16 protein-coding genes are annotated in these 20,417 nt (G+C 70.4%); 8 read left to right on the top strand and 8 right to left on the bottom strand.

The annotated features are described in order from the left end of the window. Nucleotides 1-64: 64 nt before the first annotated feature. Genes ACW7GZ_RS01150 through ACW7GZ_RS01140 form a run of 3 tightly spaced genes read right to left on the bottom strand, consistent with a single transcriptional unit; the run spans nucleotide 65 to nucleotide 2,266 of the window. Nucleotides 65-1,345: an arsenic transporter gene (locus ACW7GZ_RS01150; RefSeq protein WP_457001621.1), complete on the bottom strand. Its 1,281-nt coding sequence runs from the start codon at nucleotides 1,343-1,345 to the stop codon at nucleotides 65-67. 3 nt (nucleotides 1,346-1,348) lie between these two features. Then, nucleotides 1,349-1,894: an arsenate reductase ArsC gene (locus ACW7GZ_RS01145; protein ID WP_457001622.1), complete on the bottom strand. Its 546-nt coding sequence runs from the start codon at nucleotides 1,892-1,894 to the stop codon at nucleotides 1,349-1,351. Between the two features lie 39 nt (nucleotides 1,895-1,933). After that, on the bottom strand, nucleotides 1,934-2,266 hold the full coding sequence (locus tag ACW7GZ_RS01140; protein WP_457007386.1) for an ArsR/SmtB family transcription factor: 333 nt from the start codon (nucleotides 2,264-2,266) through the stop codon (nucleotides 1,934-1,936). 17 nt (nucleotides 2,267-2,283) lie between these two features. On the opposite strand from ACW7GZ_RS01140, the gene arsH reads away from it, so the two are divergent. Then, nucleotides 2,284-3,045 carry an arsenical resistance protein ArsH gene (arsH, locus tag ACW7GZ_RS01135; RefSeq protein WP_457007384.1) on the top strand — a complete coding sequence of 254 codons (762 nt, stop codon included), beginning with the start codon at nucleotides 2,284-2,286 and terminating at the stop codon, nucleotides 3,043-3,045. Between the two features lie 4 nt (nucleotides 3,046-3,049). On the opposite strand, the gene ACW7GZ_RS01130 is transcribed toward arsH, so the two are convergent. Beyond that, on the bottom strand, nucleotides 3,050-3,373 hold the full coding sequence (locus ACW7GZ_RS01130) for a YnfA family protein (RefSeq protein WP_457002838.1): 324 nt from the start codon (nucleotides 3,371-3,373) through the stop codon (nucleotides 3,050-3,052). 585 nt (nucleotides 3,374-3,958) lie between these two features. Here ACW7GZ_RS01130 and ACW7GZ_RS01125 point away from each other — a divergent pair. Together ACW7GZ_RS01125 and ACW7GZ_RS01120 are read left to right on the top strand one after the other, a co-directional pair. After that, complete coding sequence (locus tag ACW7GZ_RS01125; RefSeq protein WP_457007382.1) at nucleotides 3,959-4,387, top strand: GNAT family N-acetyltransferase; 429 nt, start codon at nucleotides 3,959-3,961, stop codon at nucleotides 4,385-4,387. Nucleotides 4,388-4,457: 70 nt separating this feature from the next. Further along, nucleotides 4,458-5,612 (top strand): alpha/beta fold hydrolase, encoded by a 1,155-nt coding sequence (locus ACW7GZ_RS01120; protein WP_457007380.1) that lies wholly within the window; start codon nucleotides 4,458-4,460, stop codon nucleotides 5,610-5,612. 18 nt (nucleotides 5,613-5,630) lie between these two features. On the opposite strand, the gene ACW7GZ_RS01115 is transcribed toward ACW7GZ_RS01120, so the two are convergent. Genes ACW7GZ_RS01115 through ACW7GZ_RS01100 form a run of 4 tightly spaced genes read right to left on the bottom strand, consistent with a single transcriptional unit; the run spans nucleotide 5,631 to nucleotide 12,343 of the window. Then, nucleotides 5,631-6,854, bottom strand: coding sequence for a Wadjet anti-phage system protein JetD domain-containing protein (locus tag ACW7GZ_RS01115; protein WP_457007378.1), 1,224 nt, complete (start codon nucleotides 6,852-6,854; stop codon nucleotides 5,631-5,633). Continuing rightward, nucleotides 6,851-10,282, bottom strand: coding sequence for an SbcC/MukB-like Walker B domain-containing protein (locus ACW7GZ_RS01110; protein ID WP_457007376.1), 3,432 nt, complete (start codon nucleotides 10,280-10,282; stop codon nucleotides 6,851-6,853). Before ACW7GZ_RS01110 ends, ACW7GZ_RS01115 begins: the two co-directional genes overlap by 4 nt. Beyond that, nucleotides 10,269-10,898, bottom strand: coding sequence for a DUF4194 domain-containing protein (locus ACW7GZ_RS01105; protein ID WP_457001635.1), 630 nt, complete (start codon nucleotides 10,896-10,898; stop codon nucleotides 10,269-10,271). The genes ACW7GZ_RS01110 and ACW7GZ_RS01105 overlap by 14 nt, the downstream gene beginning before the upstream one ends. Beyond that, nucleotides 10,895-12,343: a Wadjet anti-phage system protein JetA family protein gene (locus tag ACW7GZ_RS01100; RefSeq protein WP_457007374.1), complete on the bottom strand. Its 1,449-nt coding sequence runs from the start codon at nucleotides 12,341-12,343 to the stop codon at nucleotides 10,895-10,897. The genes ACW7GZ_RS01105 and ACW7GZ_RS01100 overlap by 4 nt, the downstream gene beginning before the upstream one ends. Nucleotides 12,344-12,536: 193 nt before the next feature. On the opposite strand from ACW7GZ_RS01100, the gene lexA reads away from it, so the two are divergent. From lexA to ACW7GZ_RS01075, 5 genes are all read left to right on the top strand, one after another. Beyond that, on the top strand, nucleotides 12,537-13,214 hold the full coding sequence (gene lexA / locus ACW7GZ_RS01095) for a transcriptional repressor LexA (RefSeq protein WP_457007372.1): 678 nt from the start codon (nucleotides 12,537-12,539) through the stop codon (nucleotides 13,212-13,214). Then, nucleotides 13,211-13,909 carry a translesion DNA synthesis-associated protein ImuA gene (imuA, locus tag ACW7GZ_RS01090; RefSeq protein WP_457007370.1) on the top strand — a complete coding sequence of 233 codons (699 nt, stop codon included), beginning with the start codon at nucleotides 13,211-13,213 and terminating at the stop codon, nucleotides 13,907-13,909. The genes lexA and imuA overlap by 4 nt, the downstream gene beginning before the upstream one ends. A gap of 10 nt (nucleotides 13,910-13,919) precedes the next feature. After that, a complete protein-coding gene (locus ACW7GZ_RS01085; protein ID WP_457007368.1) occupies nucleotides 13,920-15,401 on the top strand; it encodes a Y-family DNA polymerase in 1,482 nt (493 codons plus the stop codon). 212 nt (nucleotides 15,402-15,613) lie between these two features. Beyond that, nucleotides 15,614-18,880 carry an error-prone DNA polymerase gene (locus tag ACW7GZ_RS01080; RefSeq protein WP_457007950.1) on the top strand — a complete coding sequence of 1,089 codons (3,267 nt, stop codon included), beginning with the start codon at nucleotides 15,614-15,616 and terminating at the stop codon, nucleotides 18,878-18,880. A gap of 146 nt (nucleotides 18,881-19,026) precedes the next feature. Continuing rightward, entirely contained in the window at nucleotides 19,027-20,175 is a 1,149-nt protein-coding gene (locus ACW7GZ_RS01075) for a hypothetical protein (protein ID WP_457001647.1), read from the top strand. Nucleotides 20,176-20,417 lie beyond the last annotated feature (242 nt).

Below are 20,417 nucleotides of genomic sequence, written 5' to 3'. Positions count from 1 at the left end.
CTCGTGGGTCGGTGTCAGGGGATTGTGCGCCGGTGGCGTTTTTACTGGCCAGCGCGGCCGCCGCTCAACCCAGGCGCAGCGCCAGGGCCGCCAGCGTGACCAGCAGCACCGGAAGCGTCAGCACCACCCCGACCCTGAAGTAATAGCCCCAGGTGATCCGGACGTCCTTGCGCGCCAGCACGTGCAGCCAGAGCAGGGTGGCCAGGCTTCCGATCGGCGTGAACTTCGGGCCCAGGTCGCTGCCGATCACGTTGGCATAGACCATCGCCTCGCGCACGCTGCCTTCGGCGTGGCTGGCGTCGATGGAGAGCGCGCCGACCAGCACCGTCGGCAGGTTGTTCATGATCGAGGACAGCAGGGCGATCAGCAGGCCGGTCCCGAATGTCGCGCCCCACACGCCGTATCCGGCGAACAGGTCCAGCACCTCCGCAAGATGGTCGGTCAGACCCTGGTTGCGCAGGCCGTAGACCACCAGGTACATGCCGAGCGAGAACACCACGATCTGCCACGGTGCCTCCCTGATCACCTTTCGCGTCGATATCCGGTGCCCGCGTGCCGCCACGCCCAGCAGGAGCAGGGCGCCGGCGCCTGCCACCGCGCTGATGGGGACGCCGATCCGCCCCAGCCCGAAGAAGCCCACCAGCAGCAGGGCCAGCACCGCCCAGCCGGCGTTGAAGGTCGTGGTGTCGACGATCGCCGAGCGCGGCTCCTTCAGTTCGGCAAGCTCATAGCGGTCCGGGATGTCGCGACGGAAGAACCACATCAGCATGCCCAGCGACGCCGCGACGGAGACCAAGTTGACCGGTGCCATGACCGATGCGTACGCGGCGAAGTCGATATCGAAGTAATCCGCCGAAACGATATTGACCAGGTTGGAAACGACCAGCGGAAGACTGGCGGTGTCGGCGATGAAGCCGGCCGCCATCACGAAGGCCAGCGTGGCCGCGGGGCTGAAGCGCAGCGCCAGCAGCATGGCGATCACGATCGGGGTCAGGATCAGCGCTGCGCCGTCGTTGGCGAACAGCGCCGCCATCGCCGCGCCCAGCAGCACGAGCAACGCGAACAGCCTGCGTCCGCTGCCCTTGCCCCAGCGCGCCACGTGCAGCGCGGCCCATTCGAAAAATCCGGCTTCATCCAGCAGCAGGCTGATGATGATCACCGCGATGAAGGTGAAGGTGGCGTTCCAGACAAAGCCCCAGACCGTCGGGATGTCTGACAGATCCACCACGCCGGTCAGCAGTGCGAGTACCGCGCCGAAGGTGGCGCTCCAGCCGACGCCGAGGCCTTTCGGCTGCCAGATCACCAACACGATCGTGGCGACGAAGATCAGCAGTGCCGTCAGCATGGGTCAGGCCTTGGGCTTTGGAGGTATCGCCTCGGCCATGTCGGCCGCCTCGTCGTCGGCTTCCACGAAGCCGATGCGGTCGAGCGCCTGCTTCAGGGACGAACGGTCATCCCAGACATCGGCCGGCAGCGCCAACAGCGCCTGCAGGCGCGCCTTGACGATGCGGTGGGCCTGGCTGAAGGCTTCGCGCTTCGCATCATCGTCGCCTTCGACCGCCGCCGGATCCGGCAAGCCCCAGTGCGTGCGCAGGAAGTCTCCGAATACGATCGGGCATGCCTCGGCCGCGGCCGAGTCGCACACCGTCACCACCAGATCCATCGGTGCCGCATCCGCGGAGGCGAACTCGTCCCAGGACTTGCTGCGCAGCCCGGCAGTGGCGATGCCGTCGGCCGCCAGTTGGCCCAGCGCGTACGGGTTGACCGTGCCGGCAGGCTGGCTGCCGGCGCTGAAGACCTCGAAGCGGTGGCCGGCCCACGCGCGAAGCGTGGCCTCGGCCAGCACGCTGCGGGCCGAGTTTCCGGTGCAAAGAAACAGGACGCGACGTTTCATCGGTTGGATCCAGACGGTGGGAATGGGCAGTTGTTGCGATCAGCAGGCGCGGCCAACCGCCGTGCCCGGCGCGCAGGCTTCGTCCGACGAGTCCGCGCAGCAGTTGTGGGTCAGGTAGGCGACAAGCCCGTTCATGGCATCGAACCTGGCGCGGTAGCAGACATTGCGGCCGCGGTTTTCGCTCTCGACCAGGCCCGCGTGCACGAGTTCCTTCAGATGGAAGGACATAGTGGCGCCGGGCACGGTGAGGGCCTCGGCGATTTCGCCGGCCATGCGGCCGTCGGGGCCGGCTTCGACCAGCAGCCGGAAGGCCGCGAGCCGGGTCGCGTGGCCCAGCGCCGTAAGCGCCGCGATTGCCTGTGCCGTTTCCATTATTCTAGAATAGTCGAATGAATAACGAGCAGCAAGCACCTCAACTCCCCGACCTCCCCCATCTGGCGACCGGCCTGTTGCCGGCCCCGCGGCGCGACGTCCTCGGTACCGGCGCCGACGCGCACGGGCCCCGCATCCTGTTGTTGTACGGCTCGCTCCGGCCGCAGTCCTTCAGCCACAAGCTGGCGCTGGAGGCCGAGCGCATCCTGAAGCACCTCGGCGCCGAAACCCGGGTGTTCGATCCCCACGGCCTGCCGCTGCTGGACAGCGTCGACCGCGACCACCCCAAGGTCCGACAGCTGCGCGAGTGGTCGCAGTGGTCGGAAGGCCAGGTGTGGGTGTCGCCCGAACGGCATGGCACGATCACCGGCGTGTTCAAGAACCAGATCGACTGGCTGCCGCTCGAGGACGGCAGCGTACGGCCGACGCAGGGCCGGACGCTGGCGGTGATGCAGGTCTGCGGCGGCTCGCAGTCGTTCAACGTGGTCAACGCGCTGCGCGTGCTGGGGCGCTGGATGCGGATGGTGACGATCCCCAACCAGTCGTCGGTGGCCAAGGCCTGGCAGGAGTTCGATGACGCCGGCCGCATGCGCGCGTCTCCGTTCTACGACCGGGTGGTGGACGTCATGGAGGAGCTGGTGAAGTTCACCCTGCTGGTACGTGGGCGCAGCGATTACCTGGTCGATCGCTACAGCGAGCGGAAGGGCGCGGATGAGGCGCGTCGCCTGGCCCGCGAGTCCGGTGCCGTCGAAGAAGCGACCGGGGCCGAGGTCCGGTGAGCGGTCAGGCCGGCCTCGCGCCGAGCATGATGATGCCCATGCCGACCAGGCAGAAGCCGACGCCGACCCAGTCGGTAAGCGTGGGCCGCACCGAATCCACCGCCCACAGCCACATCAGCGCGACGCTGATGTAGACGCCGCCATAGGCCGCGTACACGCGCCCCGCGGCCTGCGGATGCAGAGTGAGCAGCCAGGCGAACGCGGCCAGGCTGAGCGCCGCCGGCACCAGCAGCCAGGCCGAGCGGTCCTGCCTGAGCCACAGCCAGGGCAGGTAGCAGCCGATGATCTCGGCCAGCGCCGTGGCGATGAACAGGCCGAGGATTTTCAGGATGTCCAAGTGCGTTCGACTCCGTGTGGCCGCTGGGCCATGACGCGGGTGCGGCCGGGACGCATTGTCGGGCCTTTGCTTGCCGTATGCGTGCGGCATCGCAGGACGCTCAGGGCAGGGGGCCCCGGTGCCGGACGACATCAACCTTGCGCCCGCAGCCAGCAACGCTGCCGCGTCATGAATGAGCTTGGTCCCATCAGTACCACTGCACCCGATTTTCCTCTGGCTACCGCCGCCATTGCGCCTTTGCGCGCCAAGGCCGAAAGCCGAGGCTCCGGTGATTTCTCACGTCTGTGGTCCGGTCAGAATGCGAGTGGATGCAAGGAGATACCAGCCGCGCACCTCACCCGTGAATTGGTCGCGGGCTTCTAGCAGTGGTTGCCGTGGCTGGACGCGCGCGCGCCGTGATGGATGCCTACGGCAACACCAACTATCGCCACAGCGATGGCTCGACGACCCGTGCTACGACTGATGTCTATGGCAATACCACCTACCGCCAAAGTGACGGCACGACCCGACGCTGCAGCACCGACACTTATGGCGACACCACCTGCCGCTGAGAATGCCGGCGCACGCCGGAGTTTATTGCGCCCCGCCACCGCGCACGACTTCGCCTTCTGCGAAGACCTCAGCCGCACCAACATGGCCTGCTACCTCCGGGCCCGCGGCATCGCCTGGGACCCGGAGCGCTTCCGCGCCAGCTGGGCGGAGTTGGAGAACCTGGTGATCGTCGCCGGCGACGAGACCATCGGCCTGCTGCGCCTGCTCCCCGAAGGCGAGGCGCTGGGGCTGCGCGACCTGCAGATCGTGCCGTCACGCCAGCGGCAGGGCATCGGCGGCAGGGCGATCCAACAGGCGCAGGCCATAGCCGTGCGGCGCGCCCATCCGCGGCTGCAGCTGCGGGTCTATGCGGATAACCCGGCGCGGGTGCTGTATGCGCGGCTCGGGTTCGCGGTCGAGGCGGAGGTGGACGGCACCCTGCACATGGCCTGGTCGCCGCGTGCGGTGGGGTGACAGACATTGCCATAGGTGGACGGCGTGGCGACGCAGTACGCTTGCCGCTCCATCGCACGGGATCGAAGCCATGAAGCGACTGTTCGCAGCCCTGCTGCTGCTCGCGCTGCCCCTGTTTGCACACGGCCAGGCGGCCTGTCCTTCCGGCGAATCCTTCGACAAGGCGCGCGCGGTCGTCGCCGACCTGCAGCGCATCGTCACGCCGGACGGCGTGCAGGACACGTACGCCGCGCGCATCGGCGGCATCGACCAGTGGATCCAGGTGCGTGGCAGGGACCGTGCGAACCCGATGATCCTGTTCGTGCACGGCGGGCCGTCGTCGCCGGCGATGCCGAGCGCCTGGCAGTGGCAGCGGCCGGTGGAGGAGTACTTCACCGTCGCGCACTACGACCAGCGCGGTGCCGGCAAGACCCACCGCGCGAACGACCCGGACGTGGTCGCCGGCGACATGGCCATCGACCGCTTCGTCGACGACGCCATCGAGGTGGCTGAACACCTGCGCGCGCGCTACGGCAAGCAGAAGCTGGTGCTGGCCGGCCACAGCTGGGGCACGGTGGTGGCGATGCACGCGGCGCTGCGGCGGCCGGACCTGTTCCACGCGTACGTCGGCATCGGCCAGGTCATCGACACCCGGCGCAACGAGCGGCTGAGCTTCGAGTACGGCCTGGAGCGGGCGCGCGCGGACGGCAATGTCGCGGCGATCGCCGAGCTGGAATCGATCGCGCCCTATCCGGGCGAGGCGCCGATCACCCGCGAGCGCATCATCGTTGCGCGCAAGTGGCCGCAGCACTACGGCGGCCTGAACGCGTACCGCGACGCGGAGCAGGAGTATTACTACGGTGCCTCGCTGCTCTCGCCGGACTACGACTGCGAGGACCGCCGCGCCTTCTTCGCAGGCAACGTGTTCACCCTGGACCACGTGCTCGACGAGTTCCTGCAGGTGGATTTCAGCGGCGTGCGCGAGTTCCCGATCCCGGTGGTGATGTTCCTTGGCCGCCATGACTACACCACGCCCTCGGCGCCGACCGCGGAATGGCTGGACCAGGTGCGGGCGCCGCACAAGCGCGCGGTGTGGTTCGAGCACGCCGCGCACATGATCCCGTGGGAGGAGCCGGGGCGGACGCTGCTGGCCTTGCTGGAACACGTGCGGCCGCTGGCGGTGGAGACGGCGGAGGGCGCACCGCTGCCGGCGGATGACCATGTACAACCCTCCCCACCCGGGTGAGTTCATTCGACGGCGTGTTCAAGTCGATGTCGTATCTGGCTCATCCGCCAGCGGCAGCACAATCTCCAGCCGCTCCTGCTCCAGCTGTATCGGCTGGCGCGCCAAGTCCGCGGCCACGTTGTGCCAGCCGGCGCGCCGCGCCCAGCGCTGCATCGCGGCCAAGGTGGAGGCGGTCGGCTGGCCGGGCGCGGGATCGTCAAGTGACTGCAGCAGCGTCGCCATCGACATCCGCCATGGCTGCAGCGCACGCCCGGCGCTGGAGGCGACCTCGGCCAGCACGGCAGCGATACGAAAGCCGCCCTCGTCGATGTCGCCCCAGTGATACAGGGCTGTGGTGGCCGGCAGGCCGTCGATGATCCGCCGGTAGGCGCGGCGCCAGGCAGGCGAGGGCATGCCGCCGGTATAGAGCAACAGGCCGTGAGCGGCGGCGGGATCGGATGCCGCGTCGTGGAAGCTGGCGAGGTTCTCGATCGTCAACAGGTAGCCGGCGCTGGTGGCCGCGCTGCGCAGGGCGTCCACGGGCACGCCCAGGTACGGGCGCACCAGCGGCAGCACGATGCCGTCCAGGTCCACGTGGCCAGGGCCGGCCAGCAGCAGCGGCTGCGGTTCGCGGCGCAGGCCGATGGCTGACCAGACCTCTTCGCGCGCGAGCCCGGTCGCGGCGGGCTCGCCGGTGACCAGGAGCTCCAGCCAGGGCGTCAGCTTTTCCAGCCGCTTGCTGTCGCCGAACAGGCGCACGCTTTCGCGCCGCAGGATGCGTTCGCCGCCGGGGGCGGCCTGCAGGGTGGCAACGGCGCGTGCGGCATCGGCCAGGGCGGCGGCGGCCTCGGGGCCGTGGCCACGCAGCGTGCGGTCGCCGCGCCAGGCCTGCAGCACTGTGTCGAGGATCGGGAAGCGCGCCTGCCACGGCTGCAGCAGTAATGCCGCGGTCGCGGCACGGGCATCCAGCAGCTGCACGCCCAGGTGCGCAGCGAGCGCTTCCAGGTCGGCCACCGTGATCCGCAGCAGGCGTTCGCCGTCGCCGCGATGCCGATCGCGTTCCACGTTCACGGCCCCGATGCGCTCGGCCATGGCGATGCCGGCATGGAAGGCCTCGCGTTCGGCCAGTGTGCCCAGCGCCAGGTAGTCCTTCGCGCTGGCGGCGGTCGTCATCGGCAGGGACGCCGCTGATGCGTCGCCGCGCAGCCGCGCGCGCTCGCCCTTGCGCAGCAGCCGTTCCAGCGTGCCGCGCGCCGGGCTCACGCCGGCGGTGCCTGCTGCGCTTCGATCCGGGCCGTTTCCTCGGCCAGCAGCTCCGGGTGCAGGTCGAACTGATCGCCCAGCAGCAGTTCGCGCGCGGCTTCCTTCACCTCGATGCGTTCGGCCTGCAGCAGGTCCTCGTCGCGGAACAGTTCGATGTAGCTGTCGAGCACGCCGCTGAGCGTGCCTTGCGCGGTGTCGGGCGCGGCCAGCACCAGCTGCAGGCCGAGCGAGCGCAGGTAGTTGGTGGTGGCGCGCGCGTTCTGGGCGTCGATCTTGTCGCCGAATTCGTCAAGCAGGATCAGGCCGAGTCCGCCGGGACTTGCGTCGGACTTGCCGTAGGCGGCCGCCAGCGCGGCACCGGCGATCACGTACAGCGGGGCGCGGTGCTCGCCGCCGGAGCCCGAGCGCATGCGTTCGCCGAGCGTGCCGATCACGCGCTCGTCCTGGCGGATCTGCACGCCGAAGTGAAAGAAGCGGCGGTAGTCGTCCAGCGGCGAGTCGATCGCGCGTGCCGAGGCACTTTCGTCCATCAGCTCGCCGAACGCGGCCGGGACCTCGCCGGCGCTGCCGAACAGGTTGTCCTCGCCGCCGAGGTCGGCCACGCGCCTGATGAAGCCGTGCAGGTCGCGGTACTCCGGCAGCACCTCGTAATGGAAGCGGTAGCGCTCGTTGTTGGAGAACGCGGGGCTGCTGCGCAGGGTGCGGTTGAGGGCCTCGATCTGCGTCTTCAGGCGCACGAAGTTGTCGTGCAGGGTGTTGGCGACGTTGCTGCGAAAGGTCTCGACCGCGGTTTCGTAGGCCTGCCGGGCCTGCGCCTGGTAGTTCACCAACTCGCTTTCGCGCAGGCGGAACAGCTCCTGCTGCAGGAAATCGCGCGCCTTGCGCCACTGCCCGGAGTCGAACGGCAGCTCCACGCCGTGGCTGCCGGCGTACTTCTGGAGTTCGCTCCAGGCTTCGGGCAGCAGCTTCTGCAGTTGGTCGGCGTTGTCGCGGGCACGCTTGCCGCAGGCGGCGCCGCGCTCTTCCAGCGAGGGCAGCTTCTGGTCGAGCTCTTCGCGGTGGCGTTCGACCAGGTTGGCGTCGACGTCGGCGTCCTTGAAGGCGTCGACCGCGTTGCGTGCGGCGTTTTGCTCCTGCACCTGCAGGCCTTCGAGCAGGCGTTCCTTCTGCGCAAGCCCACTGCGCGCCAGCGCCTCGGCGCTGATCAGGGCTTCGACGCGGGCTTCGCCTTCGTCCAGCTCCCGCTTCAGCGCCGCCACGCGTTCGCTCATGCGCAGCAGGTCGGGGTCGAGCGCGGCCTCGCGGCTTTCCTGGCTGCTGCGGTAGCGGCCTTCGACCTGGCGATGTTCCAGCGCGTGGTCGTGCAGGGCCTGGGCCAGCGCGTCCGGATCGGCCAGCCGCGCGAGGCCGCGTGCGCAGGTCTCTGCGCCCTTGAGTTCGGGCTCGATGCGGCGCAGCGCGTCCTCGGCGGCCTGGACATCCTCGCGCAGCGCCCGCGCGCGCTCGCGGCTGCTGGAGGCGCCGATCTTCAGGTCGATCGCTGCCGGCAGGCGCAGGCGTTCGATGCTGCCGCCGCGGGCAAGCAGGCCGTCGCGGGCCAGGCCCTGGCGGCTGCGGAGCAGTTCGGCCTCGGTGTCCACGCAGCGCAGTTCGCCGAGCTGGCGGCGCAGGAAGGCGAGCGCCTCGGGGCTGTCGCCTTCCAGCAATGCGGCGACGCTGCCGGCCGCGGGTTCGGCGCTGCGTGATGCGCGTGCGTGGCTGGACAGCGCCAGCTTGACGCCGTACACGGCGCGGCCGTCGCGCAGCGAGCGGTAGAGTTTCGTCGCGCGTTCCTCGTCGGCTTCGGCGACCAGCAGCGCTTCGACGTTGCTGCGCAGGTAGGCCTCGATCGCCGGCTGCCAGGCCGGATCGGCCACCCGCACCAGGTCGCAGACCGGTCGGGCGGTGATGCCTTCGTCCTGCAGGTAGTTCATCAGCCGCACGGCGTCGGCGCCCAGCTCGGCCTGTCCGGCGGCCAGGCGTTTCAGGTTGCGCCGCGACGCCTCCAGCCGGTCGCGCGCGGCTTCGTGCGCGGCATGGCGCTCGCGCGCATGGCCGTTGACCGCGGCGACCAGCGGTGCGGCTGCGGCCGCCGCGGCCTGCGCCTGGGCGTGCAGCTGTTCGGGCGGCCACGGCAGGGCGGCATCGCCCTCGAGCGCCGCCAGCGCCTCGTACAGGGGTGTCCAGGCGGCCTGCGCGCGGGCCAGCACGGTGCCGTCGACGGTGGGCAGCCCGAGCCGGTCGACCGCAGCCAGCTGCTCGCGCACGGCCACGATGTCGCGTAGCAGGCCATCACGCAGCTGCAGCAGGCGGTCGCGGTCGCGGTTGGCCAGCTCGTCCAGCTGCGCCTGCCCGCCGTAGCCCTGGCTGCCCTGCAGTAGCGCCTGCGCGCGGCCGTGGTCCTCGCGCAGGCTTTCGCGCTGCACGCGCGCGTCCTGCAGCGCGCGCTGCGTGGCCGCGAGCGCGACGGTGGCGGCGTCGAAGTCCTCCTGCGCCTGTTCGGCCTGTTCGCCCAGCAGGTCGCGCTCGTACTCGGCGGCCAGCGCGCGGTAGGAGGCCGCGCGCACCGCCTGCGCGGCGATCCTCCCGTATTGCCCCTCGACCCCGGCCGCCGATTCGATGCGGTGCTGCAGCTGTTCGATCCGCTCCTTGATCTGGCGGAAGCTGTCGAGCAGGGCGCGGAAGCGGGCGACGTCGGTTGGCCGGTCCTCGGCCACCAGCGTGCGAACGAACAGGTCCACGTCCTCCACCCGCTGCAGGTTCAGCGCGTTCTGGAACGCCTTGCGGAAGGCGTTGAGGTCGGCGTGCGCGCCCGGCGCGGCGCGCAGGCGGTACAGCAGGTCCTTGACGAAGCGCTCGCCGCTGGCGTGGAACTCGGGGCTGGTGCCGGCCTCGCGGCAGCGCCGCCCGGCAAGCTCGCGGAAGCGGCTCCACTCCAGCGGCAGCTCGCGGCCGTTGATCCGTTCGACGTGGTCTTCCAGCTCAAGCGCCACGCCCGGCAGCAGGTACAGGCCGTGCTGGCGATGGTCGGGCTCGTCGATCGAGGCGCCCAGCGCGATGCCGGCGGTCAGCGGCAGGCCGCTGTCCTGGTCACGGAAGACCAGGCTGATGTAGGTGGTCGCGGTGCGGCGCTTGCGGCCGTCGTCGCCGCTGCGGTACACGCCCAGGCAGTAGTCGCGGATGTTGCGCGCACGCGCCTTGCCGCCGGCCTGGGCATTGAAGTGGATGTAGCGGCGGTCGCCGCCGAGCAACACGATCTGCAGCGCGTCGAGGAGCGCGCTCTTGCCGGCGCCGTTGGGCGCGATGATCGCGCTGGTGCGGTCGAACTCCAGCGTCTGCGATTCGAACAGGAAGAACTGCAGCAGGTGCATCCGTTCAAGCAGTTGCATCGTCGTCCTCCATGGCTTCGCCGGTGTCGTCGTCGCCAAGGGTGTGCTGGTCCAGGCGCTGCAGCCACTGCTCGCCGACGATGTCGACGATGGCCGGGCGCACCAGCAGGTGGAAGGGCTGCAGCTCGTCGGCCTCGCCCTCGACCAGGCGGCAGACGCCCCAGCGCTTCAGCGTGGCGGCCAGCATGCGCAGGGTGCCGGTCTCCGGCATGGGCCGGTCCGCCAGCGCGGGGTAGGCCTCCTGCAGATCGGGCAGTTCCACCACGACCTCGCCATGTTCCTCGACCAGGCCCTGGCGGATGGACTCGTCGTAGCGCTGGCGCAGGACCAGCAGCAGCAGGGTTTCGTCCAGCCGCACCGGCGTGCCGTCGCCGTGCCGGGGCAGGGCGACGATGTAACGGTGGTTGCCGTTGCGCTCCAGGCGGATGCCCAGTGGCGACAGTGCCGCGGCGAAGTCGGCGAGGAACTCCTCCACCAGGTGGTAGGCCACGCGCGTGCGGTGGTCGGCGGCGTACAGCACCTGCTCGGTCACCAGGCGGTAGGCCGCGCGCTCGAAGTCCTGCTCGGTGTACGTGCCGTTGGTGAGTTGGCTCAGCGTGCTCCAGCTGCGTTTCATGCGGTGGTCCGTTGCGGTGGCGCGAGGCGGTGGATGACGAAGCGCGGTGCGCGCAGGTGTGCGTTGTCGCCGGGTTCACCGGCGTCGAGCAGCTCGACGCGGAAGCCGTGCAGCAGGCGACCCAGCGGGTCGTCGCGGCGCAGGCCGCCGATGCGCCGGCTGCGCTGGGCCAGCGTCAGCAGGGTCTGGTAGGCGCGAAGATCCTGGATCGAGGCGATGTCCAGCTGCGATGACTCCACGCTGCCCGTGGCCGGCAGGTGGCGGCCGACGTAGCGTGCCATGTCCTCGGCAGTCACCAGGCGCGCGCGCTTCATCCGCCGCAGCAGGGCCAGCCGCGCGAGCTGTTGGGGCGTGGGGCGCTGCATGCTGTTGGCGCTGCGCGGGATCGGCCGTGGCTTGCGGCGCGGCTGCCGCAGCTGGTGTTCGTCCATCAGCGCGCCCGGTGCCACCGGCATCCGCAGCGCGTCCTCCGGTGCCCGCTGCACGCCGCGGCAGGCGCGGCGCAGCAGGACGTCGAGGCGGTCGGGCGCGCGCAGGCGATAGTCGAGGAAGGCCAGCGCGCGGCGGTTGGCCTGGCGCATGTCCTCGTCGAGTCGCGCCAGGTACTCGTCGATGCGGTCCAGCTCCTGCAGGCGGCGCACTCCGCGCTGCAGTCGCGCCTCGGCGCGCTGCGCGTCGCCGTCGGAGACATGTTCGCCGTACCAGGCCAGCAGGCGGCCGCGCAGCGGTTCGGCCTCGAGCTGTCGTGCCATCGCCAGGATCGCGCTGCGCCGCGCCAGCGGATGGTCGGCCTTGTGCAGGTCGGCGTAGTCGCCGATGAAGAAGCGGCCGACGTAGCGCTCGAACCACTGGCGGGCGAACTGGGCGGTGGTTTCCGAGCGGCTCAGCTCCGGCATCAGGTCGCGGACCTGCAGGCTCATCGAGGCCAGCGAGGCCAGCAGCCGGCGGGCCTGGTCGGCGGCTTCGTCCAGCGTGTCGCCGCCGGCGCGGCCTTCGAGCACCTGCTGCAGCTGCAGTTCGATCGAGCGGATGCGGGCCGAGACGAAGGTGGGGCCGCGCTCGGTGAACTCGATCAGCAACGACAGCAGCTGCGAGACCGTGGGCGTCATCGACGCCATCTCGCGCGCACCGAGCTTTTCCTGCCGCAGCCAGCCGGCCTGGCGGAAACGTTCGTAAATGGCGTTGGCGCGGATGGTGAGCGGCGTGTCCGGCGCCTGCCCGTCCTCGTCCTCCCAGGGATCATCTCCGAGCAGGTAGCGTTCGATCGCCGAAGTGATCTCGCGCCGAGGGTAGCCGTGGCTGGGCGGTGGTGGCGCGTCCGGGCCGAAGAATTCGTCGAACAGGCGGCACAGCAGCAGCCAATAGTGCTCCCGGTTGGCGGAGGCCAGCGGTCCGAACACGCCTGGTGGGACCATCGAGAACAGGGCGGGCGGCGATGTCGTCAAGCAAGCTTCCTTGCCGGGTCGGCTCCCCGGGACTGCTTTGGTTCCCGCCAGTATCGTCGCGCGTGTCCCGGCACGCGAGACTCAGTCCAACCCTTTGATCTGCAACATCTCTCAGTCCTTGAGACCGCTTGGCGCTGGAATCCTCCGACAGCCGGGCTTGCTTATGTCCGCCAAGGTAAATAGATTTTTACCCATGACCGACGACCTCACTCCCCGACAGCGCGACGTGCTCGGCTTCATCCAGGCCCATTCCGGGGCCGAGGGCGCGCCGCCCACGCTGCAGCAGATCGCCGACGCCTTCGGCTTCCGCCAGGCCTGCGCGGCGCACAAGCACGTGCGCCGGCTGCAGCAGGCCGGCTACCTGGAGGTGCGGCCCAACGAGGCCCGCGGGATCCGGGTGGTCGGGGGCATGGTGCAGGACACCGCCGCGGCGGGTCGGGCAGGGCGCACGCGCCACGTCCCGGGCACGCGGCTGAAGGTCCGCGATGACCGCCTTGAGCTGCCGGTGCTGGGCCGGGTGGCGGCGGGTGCGCCGATCGGGGCCGATGCCGGGGTGGAGCGCCACGTGCTGCTCGACCGCGCGCTGTTCTCCAGCAAGCCCGATTACCTCCTGCGGGTGAAGGGCGATTCGATGCGCGACGACGGCATCTTCGACGGCGACCTGGTGGCGGTGCAGCGCGCCAGCGATGCGCGCAGCGGGCAGGTGGTGGTGGCGCGCATCGACGGTGAGATCACCATCAAGCGCCTGGAGCGCACGCGCACCCGGCTGCGCCTGTTGCCGCGCAATCCGGATTACGCGCCGATCGAGGTGCCGCCGGGCGCGGACTTCGCCATCGAGGGGCTGTACTGCGGGCTGGTGCGCACGGAATGAGCGCGCTGTCTTCCATCGTGCCGCCGTCCATCGGGGCGCTGCCCGACATCGACGCCATGCTTTCGGCGCGTACGGTGTGGCGTGCGGGTCGTGCGCCGGCGGCGGCGGCCGACGGTGAACCCACCGGTCATGCGTCGCTCGATGCGCTGCTGCCGCAGGGTGGCTGGCCGCGCGCGTCATTGACCGAACTGCTGCTGCCGGCCGACGGCGTTGGCGAGCTGTCGCTGCTGCTGCCCACGCTGGCACGGCTGACGCAGGCCGGCGGCATCGTGGCGCTGGTGGCGCCGCCCTACCTGCCGTATGCGCCGGCGTGGCAGGCGGCGGGCGTGGACCTGCGTTTCCTCGAGATCGTCGAAGCCGATGCGCGCGGCGCGCTGTGGGCCTTCGAACAGTGCCTGCGCAGCGCGGCCTGCGCGGCGGTGCTGGGCTGGCCGCTGCAAGCCGATGCGCAGGCATTGCGCCGACTGCAGGTTGCGGCCGACAGCGGGAACTGCCTGGGCTTCGCGTTCCGCGATGCGAAGCACGCGGCGAATCCGTCACCGGCCGTGCTGCGCCTGGAGTACGCGGCGGCTGGCGAGGGCGGCTGGTACGTGCGCAAGTGCCGCGGCGCGAATCCGCCCGCCCGCCCCTTCGCTACCCGGCGTGCAGACAGATACTCCATCGCGGCTATAGCCGCTCCCACAGCGTTTTCCTGAGGCGCCGACCGTGCTCTGGGCCTGCATCGCGCTGCCGCGGCTGGCGCTGGACGCCGTCCTTCGCCGGATGCCGGATCCGTCACGGCCGCTGGCGCTGGTCTCCGGCCCGGCGCAGCTGCGCCATCTGCACGCGGTCAACGCCGCCGCCGCCGCCGCCGGGCTGAAGCCGGGCATGCGACTGTCGGCCGCGCACGCGCTGCTGTCCGACGTGGCGATGGTCGAATACGACCCGGCGTCGGAAGCGCGCTGGCAGCGGTTCCTCGCCGCCTGGGCGTATCGGCACAGCTCGCAGGTCAGCGCGCAGTGGCCAGGGGCGATCGTGTTCGAGGCGCGCGCAAGCTTCCGCCTGTTCGGGCCGTGGCCACGCTTTGAAGCGCGACTGCGCGAGGAACTCGACGGCCTCGGCTTCAGCCATCGCATCGCCCTGGCGCCGACGCCGCGCGCGGCGCTCGTGTTCGCAGGGCTGCGCGACGGCTTCGCGGTCACCACGGAAGACGCGATGCGCGATGCGCTGGCGCGGGTCCCGGTGCGCCGCGCGGCGCTGCCCGACAATGCCGGCGAGCGACTGCAGCGCATGGGCGTGCGTACGCTCGGCGCGCTGCGCACGCTGCCGCGCGACAGCCTGCGGCGGCGCTTTGGCGTGGAGCTGCTGCAGCACCTCGACCGCCTGCACGGCGAGGCCGACGATCCGCTCGAGCTGTACGCGCCGCCGGACCGTTTCGACAGTCGCATCGAGCTCGGTTTCGAAGTCGAAAGCCACCAGGCGCTGCTGTTCCCCTTGCGCCGGCTGATCGCCGACCTGGCCACGTACCTGTCCGCCCGCGACGGCGGCGTGCAGCGCTTCAGCCTGCGCCTGGAACACGAAGCGCGCCACGCGCTGCCCTCGCACGAGGCCGACCAGGTCCAGCAGGACGCGGTGCGCTTCACCGAGGTGCCGGTGGGCCTGCTCGCGGCCGAGCGCGATGCGGCGCTGCTGTTCGAGCTCACCCGCAACCGCCTGGAGCAGGTGGCCCTGCCGGCGCCGGTGGTGGCGGTGCGCCTGCTGGCGCGCGAGCTGCCGCCCTTCGTGCCGGCCGAGCGCGACCTGTTCGATACCCGCCCGGCGCAGGCGGTGCCCTGGCCACGGCTGCGCGAGCGCCTGCGCGCGCGGCTGGGTGACGAGGCCGTGCATCGCGTCGCGCCTTCCGGCGACCCGCGTCCCGAGCGCGCCTGGCGACGCGCCGGTTCGGGCGAGGATGGCGATGCGGCCTGCACCACGCCTGCACCGCTGCGCCCGCCGCGTCCCGCCTGGCTGCTGCCACGCCCGGTGCCGCTGCGCGACCCGCGGCTGCGCATCGTCTCCGGTCCCGAACGCCTGGAAAGCGGCTGGTGGGACGGCGACGACGCGCGCCGCGACTACTACGTGCTGGAAACCTCGCGCGGCCAGCGCGCCTGGGCCTTCGCCCCGCCGGGCGTGCAGGGCGACTGGATGCTGCACGGCTGGTTCGCATGAGCCGGGACGACGACCATCGCGACCTGCCGCCCGGCGTCGCCCCGGACACGCCCGGCGGAGGGCCGCCGCGCATCGTGCGCATGCAGCGGCAGATGCAGCTGCGGATGGAATTCGAAGCGGCTGCCGATGCCGCCAACGAAGCTCACCACGGCTCCGCCCCTCCCGGTTCCACCAAATCTGCTTCCGCGACGCTCGTTCCTTCACGACAATCCCTGCCGGCGTACGCGGAGCTGCACTGCCTGTCCGATTTCAGCTTCCTGCGCGGCGCAGCCAGCGCCGAAGAGCTGTTCACCCGCGCCGCGCAGTGCGGCTACGAGGCGCTGGCGATCACGGACGAGTGTTCGCTGTCGGGCATCGTGCGCGCGCACGAGGCGGCGAAGATCAGCGGAGTGAAGCTGGTGGTGGGCGCGGAGTTCCGTCTCGACGACGGCCTGCGCCTGGTGCTGCTGGTCGAGAATGCCGTCGGCTACGCGCAGCTGTGCCGGCTGATCACCGTGGCGCGACGCGCAGTGCCAAAGGGCGGCTATCGTTTGTCGCGCACCGACATCGAAGCCGGGCTTTCCCAACCAGAAGCCACCTGTAGGAGCAGCTATAGCTGCGACCAATCCTCAGCCGGCCTCTTTGCGCTGTGGCTGCCTGCTCGCGAACCCGATGCAGGCGAAGGCGCCTGGCTGCGCCGCGTTTTCGGCGACCGCGCACACCTCGCCGTCGAGCTGCACCGTGAACAAGACGATTCCGCGCGTCTCGCGCATCTTCTGTCGCTGGCCGAGGCACTCGAGCTCACGCCCTTGGCTGCCGGCGACGTGCACATGGCCACGCGCCGCCAGCGCGTGCTGCAGGACACTATGGTCGCCATCCGCCACGGCCTGCCGCTGGCCGAGGCCGGCGCGCATCTGTTCCGCAACGGCGAGCGCCACCTGCGCCACCGCTACACCCTGGGCAACATCCATCCGCGCGTGCTGCTTGCGAACGCCGCCGCGCTTGCGCGTCGCTGCCGTTTCTCCATGGCCGAGGTGAAGTACAGCTATCCCGCCGAACTCGTGCCCGAAGGCGCGACACCCGCCAGCCACCTGCGCACGCTGACTGAAGCCGGCATGCGCGCACGCTGGCCAGAGGGCGTGCCGCCGAAGATCGCCGCGCAGATCGAGGACGAACTCGCGCTGATCGCCGACCTGGCGTACGAAGCCTTCTTCCTCACCGTCGAGGACATCGTCCGCTTCGCGCGCAGCCAGGGGATCCTCTGCCAGGGCCGCGGCTCGGCCGCCAACTCGGCGGTGTGCTACGCGCTCGGCATCACCGCGGTCGACCCGGCGGAGAGCCGGCTGCTGATGGCGCGCTTCCTGTCGAAGGAGCGCAACGAGCCGCCCGACATCGACGTCGACTTCGAGCACGAGCGACGCGAAGAGGTGATGCAGTACGTCTACCGCAAGTACGGCCGCGAGCGCGCCGCGCTGGCCGCGACCGTGATCCGCTACCGGGGGAAGAGCGCGATGCGCGACGTGGCCAAGGCCTTCGGGCTGCCGCCCGACCAGGTCGCGCTGCTGGCCGGCTGCTTCGGCTGGGGCAACGGCGAGACGCCGATGGACAGGCGCCTGGCGGACGTGGGCTTCGACATCGACAACCCGCTCATCGCGCGCATCCTGGCGGTCACCGCGATGCTGCGCGGCAGGCCGCGGCACCTCTCGCAGCACGTGGGCGGCTTCGTGATCTCCGATGCGCCGCTGTGGCAGATGGTGCCGGTGGAAAACGCCGCGATGGCCGACCGCACCATCATCCAGTGGGAGAAGGACGACCTGGAGGCGCTGGGCCTGCTCAAGGTCGACTGCCTGGCACTGGGCATGCTGACCTGCATCCGCAAGGCCCTGGACCTGGTGCGTGCGCATCGCGGCCGCGACCTGGAACTCGCGACCATTCCGAAGGAAGACGGGCCGACCTACGACATGGTCCAGCTGGCCGATACCGTCGGCGTGTTCCAGATCGAGTCGCGCGCGCAGATGACGATGCTGCCGCGGCTGAAGCCGGAGAGGTTCTACGACCTGGTGGTGGAGGTCGCGATCGTGCGGCCCGGGCCGATCCAGGGCGGCATGGTGCATCCCTACCTGCGCCGGCGCATGGGCCAGGAGCCGGTGACCTATCCCTCGCCGGGCATCGAGGAGATCCTCGGTGCCACCCTGGGCGTGCCGCTGTTCCAGGAACAGGTGATGGAGCTGGTGATCCATGCCGGCTATTCGCCCGACGAAGCCGACGGCCTGCGTCGCTCGATGGCCGCCTGGCGCCACGGCGGCGACATGGAGCCGCACCGGCTGCGCATCCGCGAGTTGATGGAGAAGAAGAACTATTCGTCGGAGTTCATCGACCAGATCTTCGAGCAGATCAAGGGTTTCGGCTCCTACGGCTTCCCGCAGAGCCACGCCGCGTCCTTCGCCAAGCTGGTGTACGCCAGCTGCTGGCTGAAGCGCCACGAACCCGCGGCCTTCGCCTGCGCGCTGCTGAACTCGCAGCCGATGGGCTTCTATTCGTCGAGCCAGATCATGCAGGACGCGCGGCGTGGCAAGGCCGCGCGGGCGGGCGTCGAATTCCTGCCCGTGGACGTGACGCACAGTGACTGGGACAGCACCTTGGTCCAAGCCACCCCCCCCCATTGTGGGAGCGGCTATAGCCGCGATGGAAATCCCGACCTTGCCCGGGATCGCAGCCATAGCTGCTCCCACAAGAGCCGCTCTTGCGAGGCATCAGCGGTGTGTGGGAAAGGGGTAGGGCCGGGAATCATCGAAAGTCCCGCCATCCGCCTTGGCCTGCGCGAGATCCGCGGACTGTCCGAAGCCGCCGCCCGCGCCATTCTCGCCGCCCGCGCACGGGCGCCCTTCCGCGGCATCCCCGATCTCTGCCGCCGCGCAAACCTCGACGACAAGGCCCGCACCGCCCTGGCCGAAGCCGGCGCGCTGCAATCCCTTGCCGGCCACCGCAACGACGCGCGCTGGCAGGTCGCCGGCATCGAGCGCCAGCGGCCGCTGCTGCCGGGGAGCCCCGTGGAGGAGGCCGTGGCCCTGCCGGTCCCCGGCGCCGGCGAGGACGTCCTTGCCGATTACCGCAACATCGGCCTGAGCCTGCGCGCGCACCCGCTGGCACTGCTGCGCGACCAGCTGCGCACGCGCCGCCTGCTGGCCTCGCACGAAGTGCAGGGGCGGCGCCACGGCAGCCACGTGGCGGTGGCCGGCATCGTCACCCAGCGACAGAAGCCGCAGACCGCCAGCGGCACCATCTTCGTCACCCTGGAGGACGAACACGGCATGGTGAACGTGATCGTCTGGCCACGCGTGGCCGAGCGCCGGCGCAAGGCGCTGCTGGGCTCGACCCTGCTGGCGGTGCGCGGGCGCTGGGAGCGTGTGGACGGCGTGGAGCACCTGATCGCCGGCGACCTCGAGGACCTGTCGCCGCTGCTCGGCGGCCTGCACGCCGAATCCCGCGATTTCCGCTGACCTTGTGGGAGCGGCTATCCCCACAGGAGCCAGCTACCTCCGCAGGAGTGGCCCCCACAGGAGCCGCAATGGCGGGTTCACGCGGCATTCCTTCCCCGTGAGCCGGCTGGCACTAGACTGGGGATGGACCCCGACCACGCCCGCCCATGCCCACCCTGTTCCGCGCGCTTGCCCTTTGTGCCCTGCTGGCCGGCTGCAACGCCCAACCCCCCGAACCGGCCCCCGAACCGGACTCCGCCGCGATCGCGGAGGCCAACGGCATGGGCGAATTCATCAGCGCCCCGGTGGACGCCCCGCCCAAGCCCTACGACGTCAGCAAGGGCACCGATTGGCCGGACGCAGCCCTGGCCGACGGCACCGCTTCGGTCAGCTGCGAACTCGACTACGCGACCGTGGGCGACGGCGAACCGCTCACCGACCTGTCCTTCCTCAACGTCGCCGACACCCTCCAGCCCTGCCAGGAAGTCGGCCTGCTGCGCCTGCGCTACGAAGGCAAGATCAACGCCGGCTTCACCGCTCTGGTCGAGCGGGTGGCGGCGATCGCCGACCGCATGGACATCGGCAAGCGCGTGCTCGACATCAACTCCAGCGGCGGGCAGGTGGAAGACGCGATCAAGGCCGGCGACGCCATCGGCGCCTCGGGCTGGACGATCTGGGTGCGCGAGGGCGCGAACTGCCACAGCGCCTGCGTGCTGATCCTCGGCGCCGGCGACGTGCGCATGATCTCGGGGCCGGTCGGCATCCACCGCATCATCCGCATGAGCTCCACCGCGACCTCGCGTGCGCAACTCAACGAAGAGCTGCAGGCCGTGTACGGGCGGGTCAAGGAATACCTGGCGCGCAACGGGGTGGCGGTGGCGGTGGCCGACATGATGATGGCGGTGCCCAACCGCAACCTTCGCCTGCTCACGGCCGAGGAACTGCTTGAACACGGACTGGACGGCACCAATCCGGCGCAGGACGACCTGGACCGGCTACAGCTGATGCGCAAGTGCGGCGAGGACTTCGTGCGCCGCCGCGACGGCTTCCAGCGCAACTTCGACCGCCAGTGCAAGATGCCCGATCGCGACCTCGAAGAGCTCAACGAGTGCGGCCTGGCCCTGCGCGATGAGTTCGGCTTCCCCGACGCAACCTGTCCGGACGACAGCCCGATGAGCGAGTTCGACGCTGTCCGCAGCGCCTTCTTCCAGCGTCGCGCGCCGGCGGAAAAGTCGGGTGACGAACCGCAGGACAACGAGTCGGCATCGGCACGCATCGAAACCGCACCCGCCTCCGGTACCAGCGGCTCGCCGTAACGCTCCCGTAGGAGCAGCTATAGCTGCGACCCGGATCGCCAAGCGTCGCGGAGGCGTCGCGGAGGCGTCGCGGAGGCGGAGGGTGGGCGGAGGGTGGGCGGGTACTCCGCCGGCGTCGCGGTGGAGCTGCTCCTTATTGCCGGCGGATTACCCGCCCACCCTCCGCTGCCAGCGGCGCGGTGGGGTGGTGGGATGAGCAGGGGCGTCGCGCTTTTGATTTGCTGCTTTTTACTGTGGCCCGC

It is taken from the genome of Luteimonas sp. A537 (genome assembly GCF_054052065.1).
The sequence above is the reverse complement of the archived record's forward strand: the minus strand, read 5'-3'. Positions and strand labels throughout refer to the sequence as shown.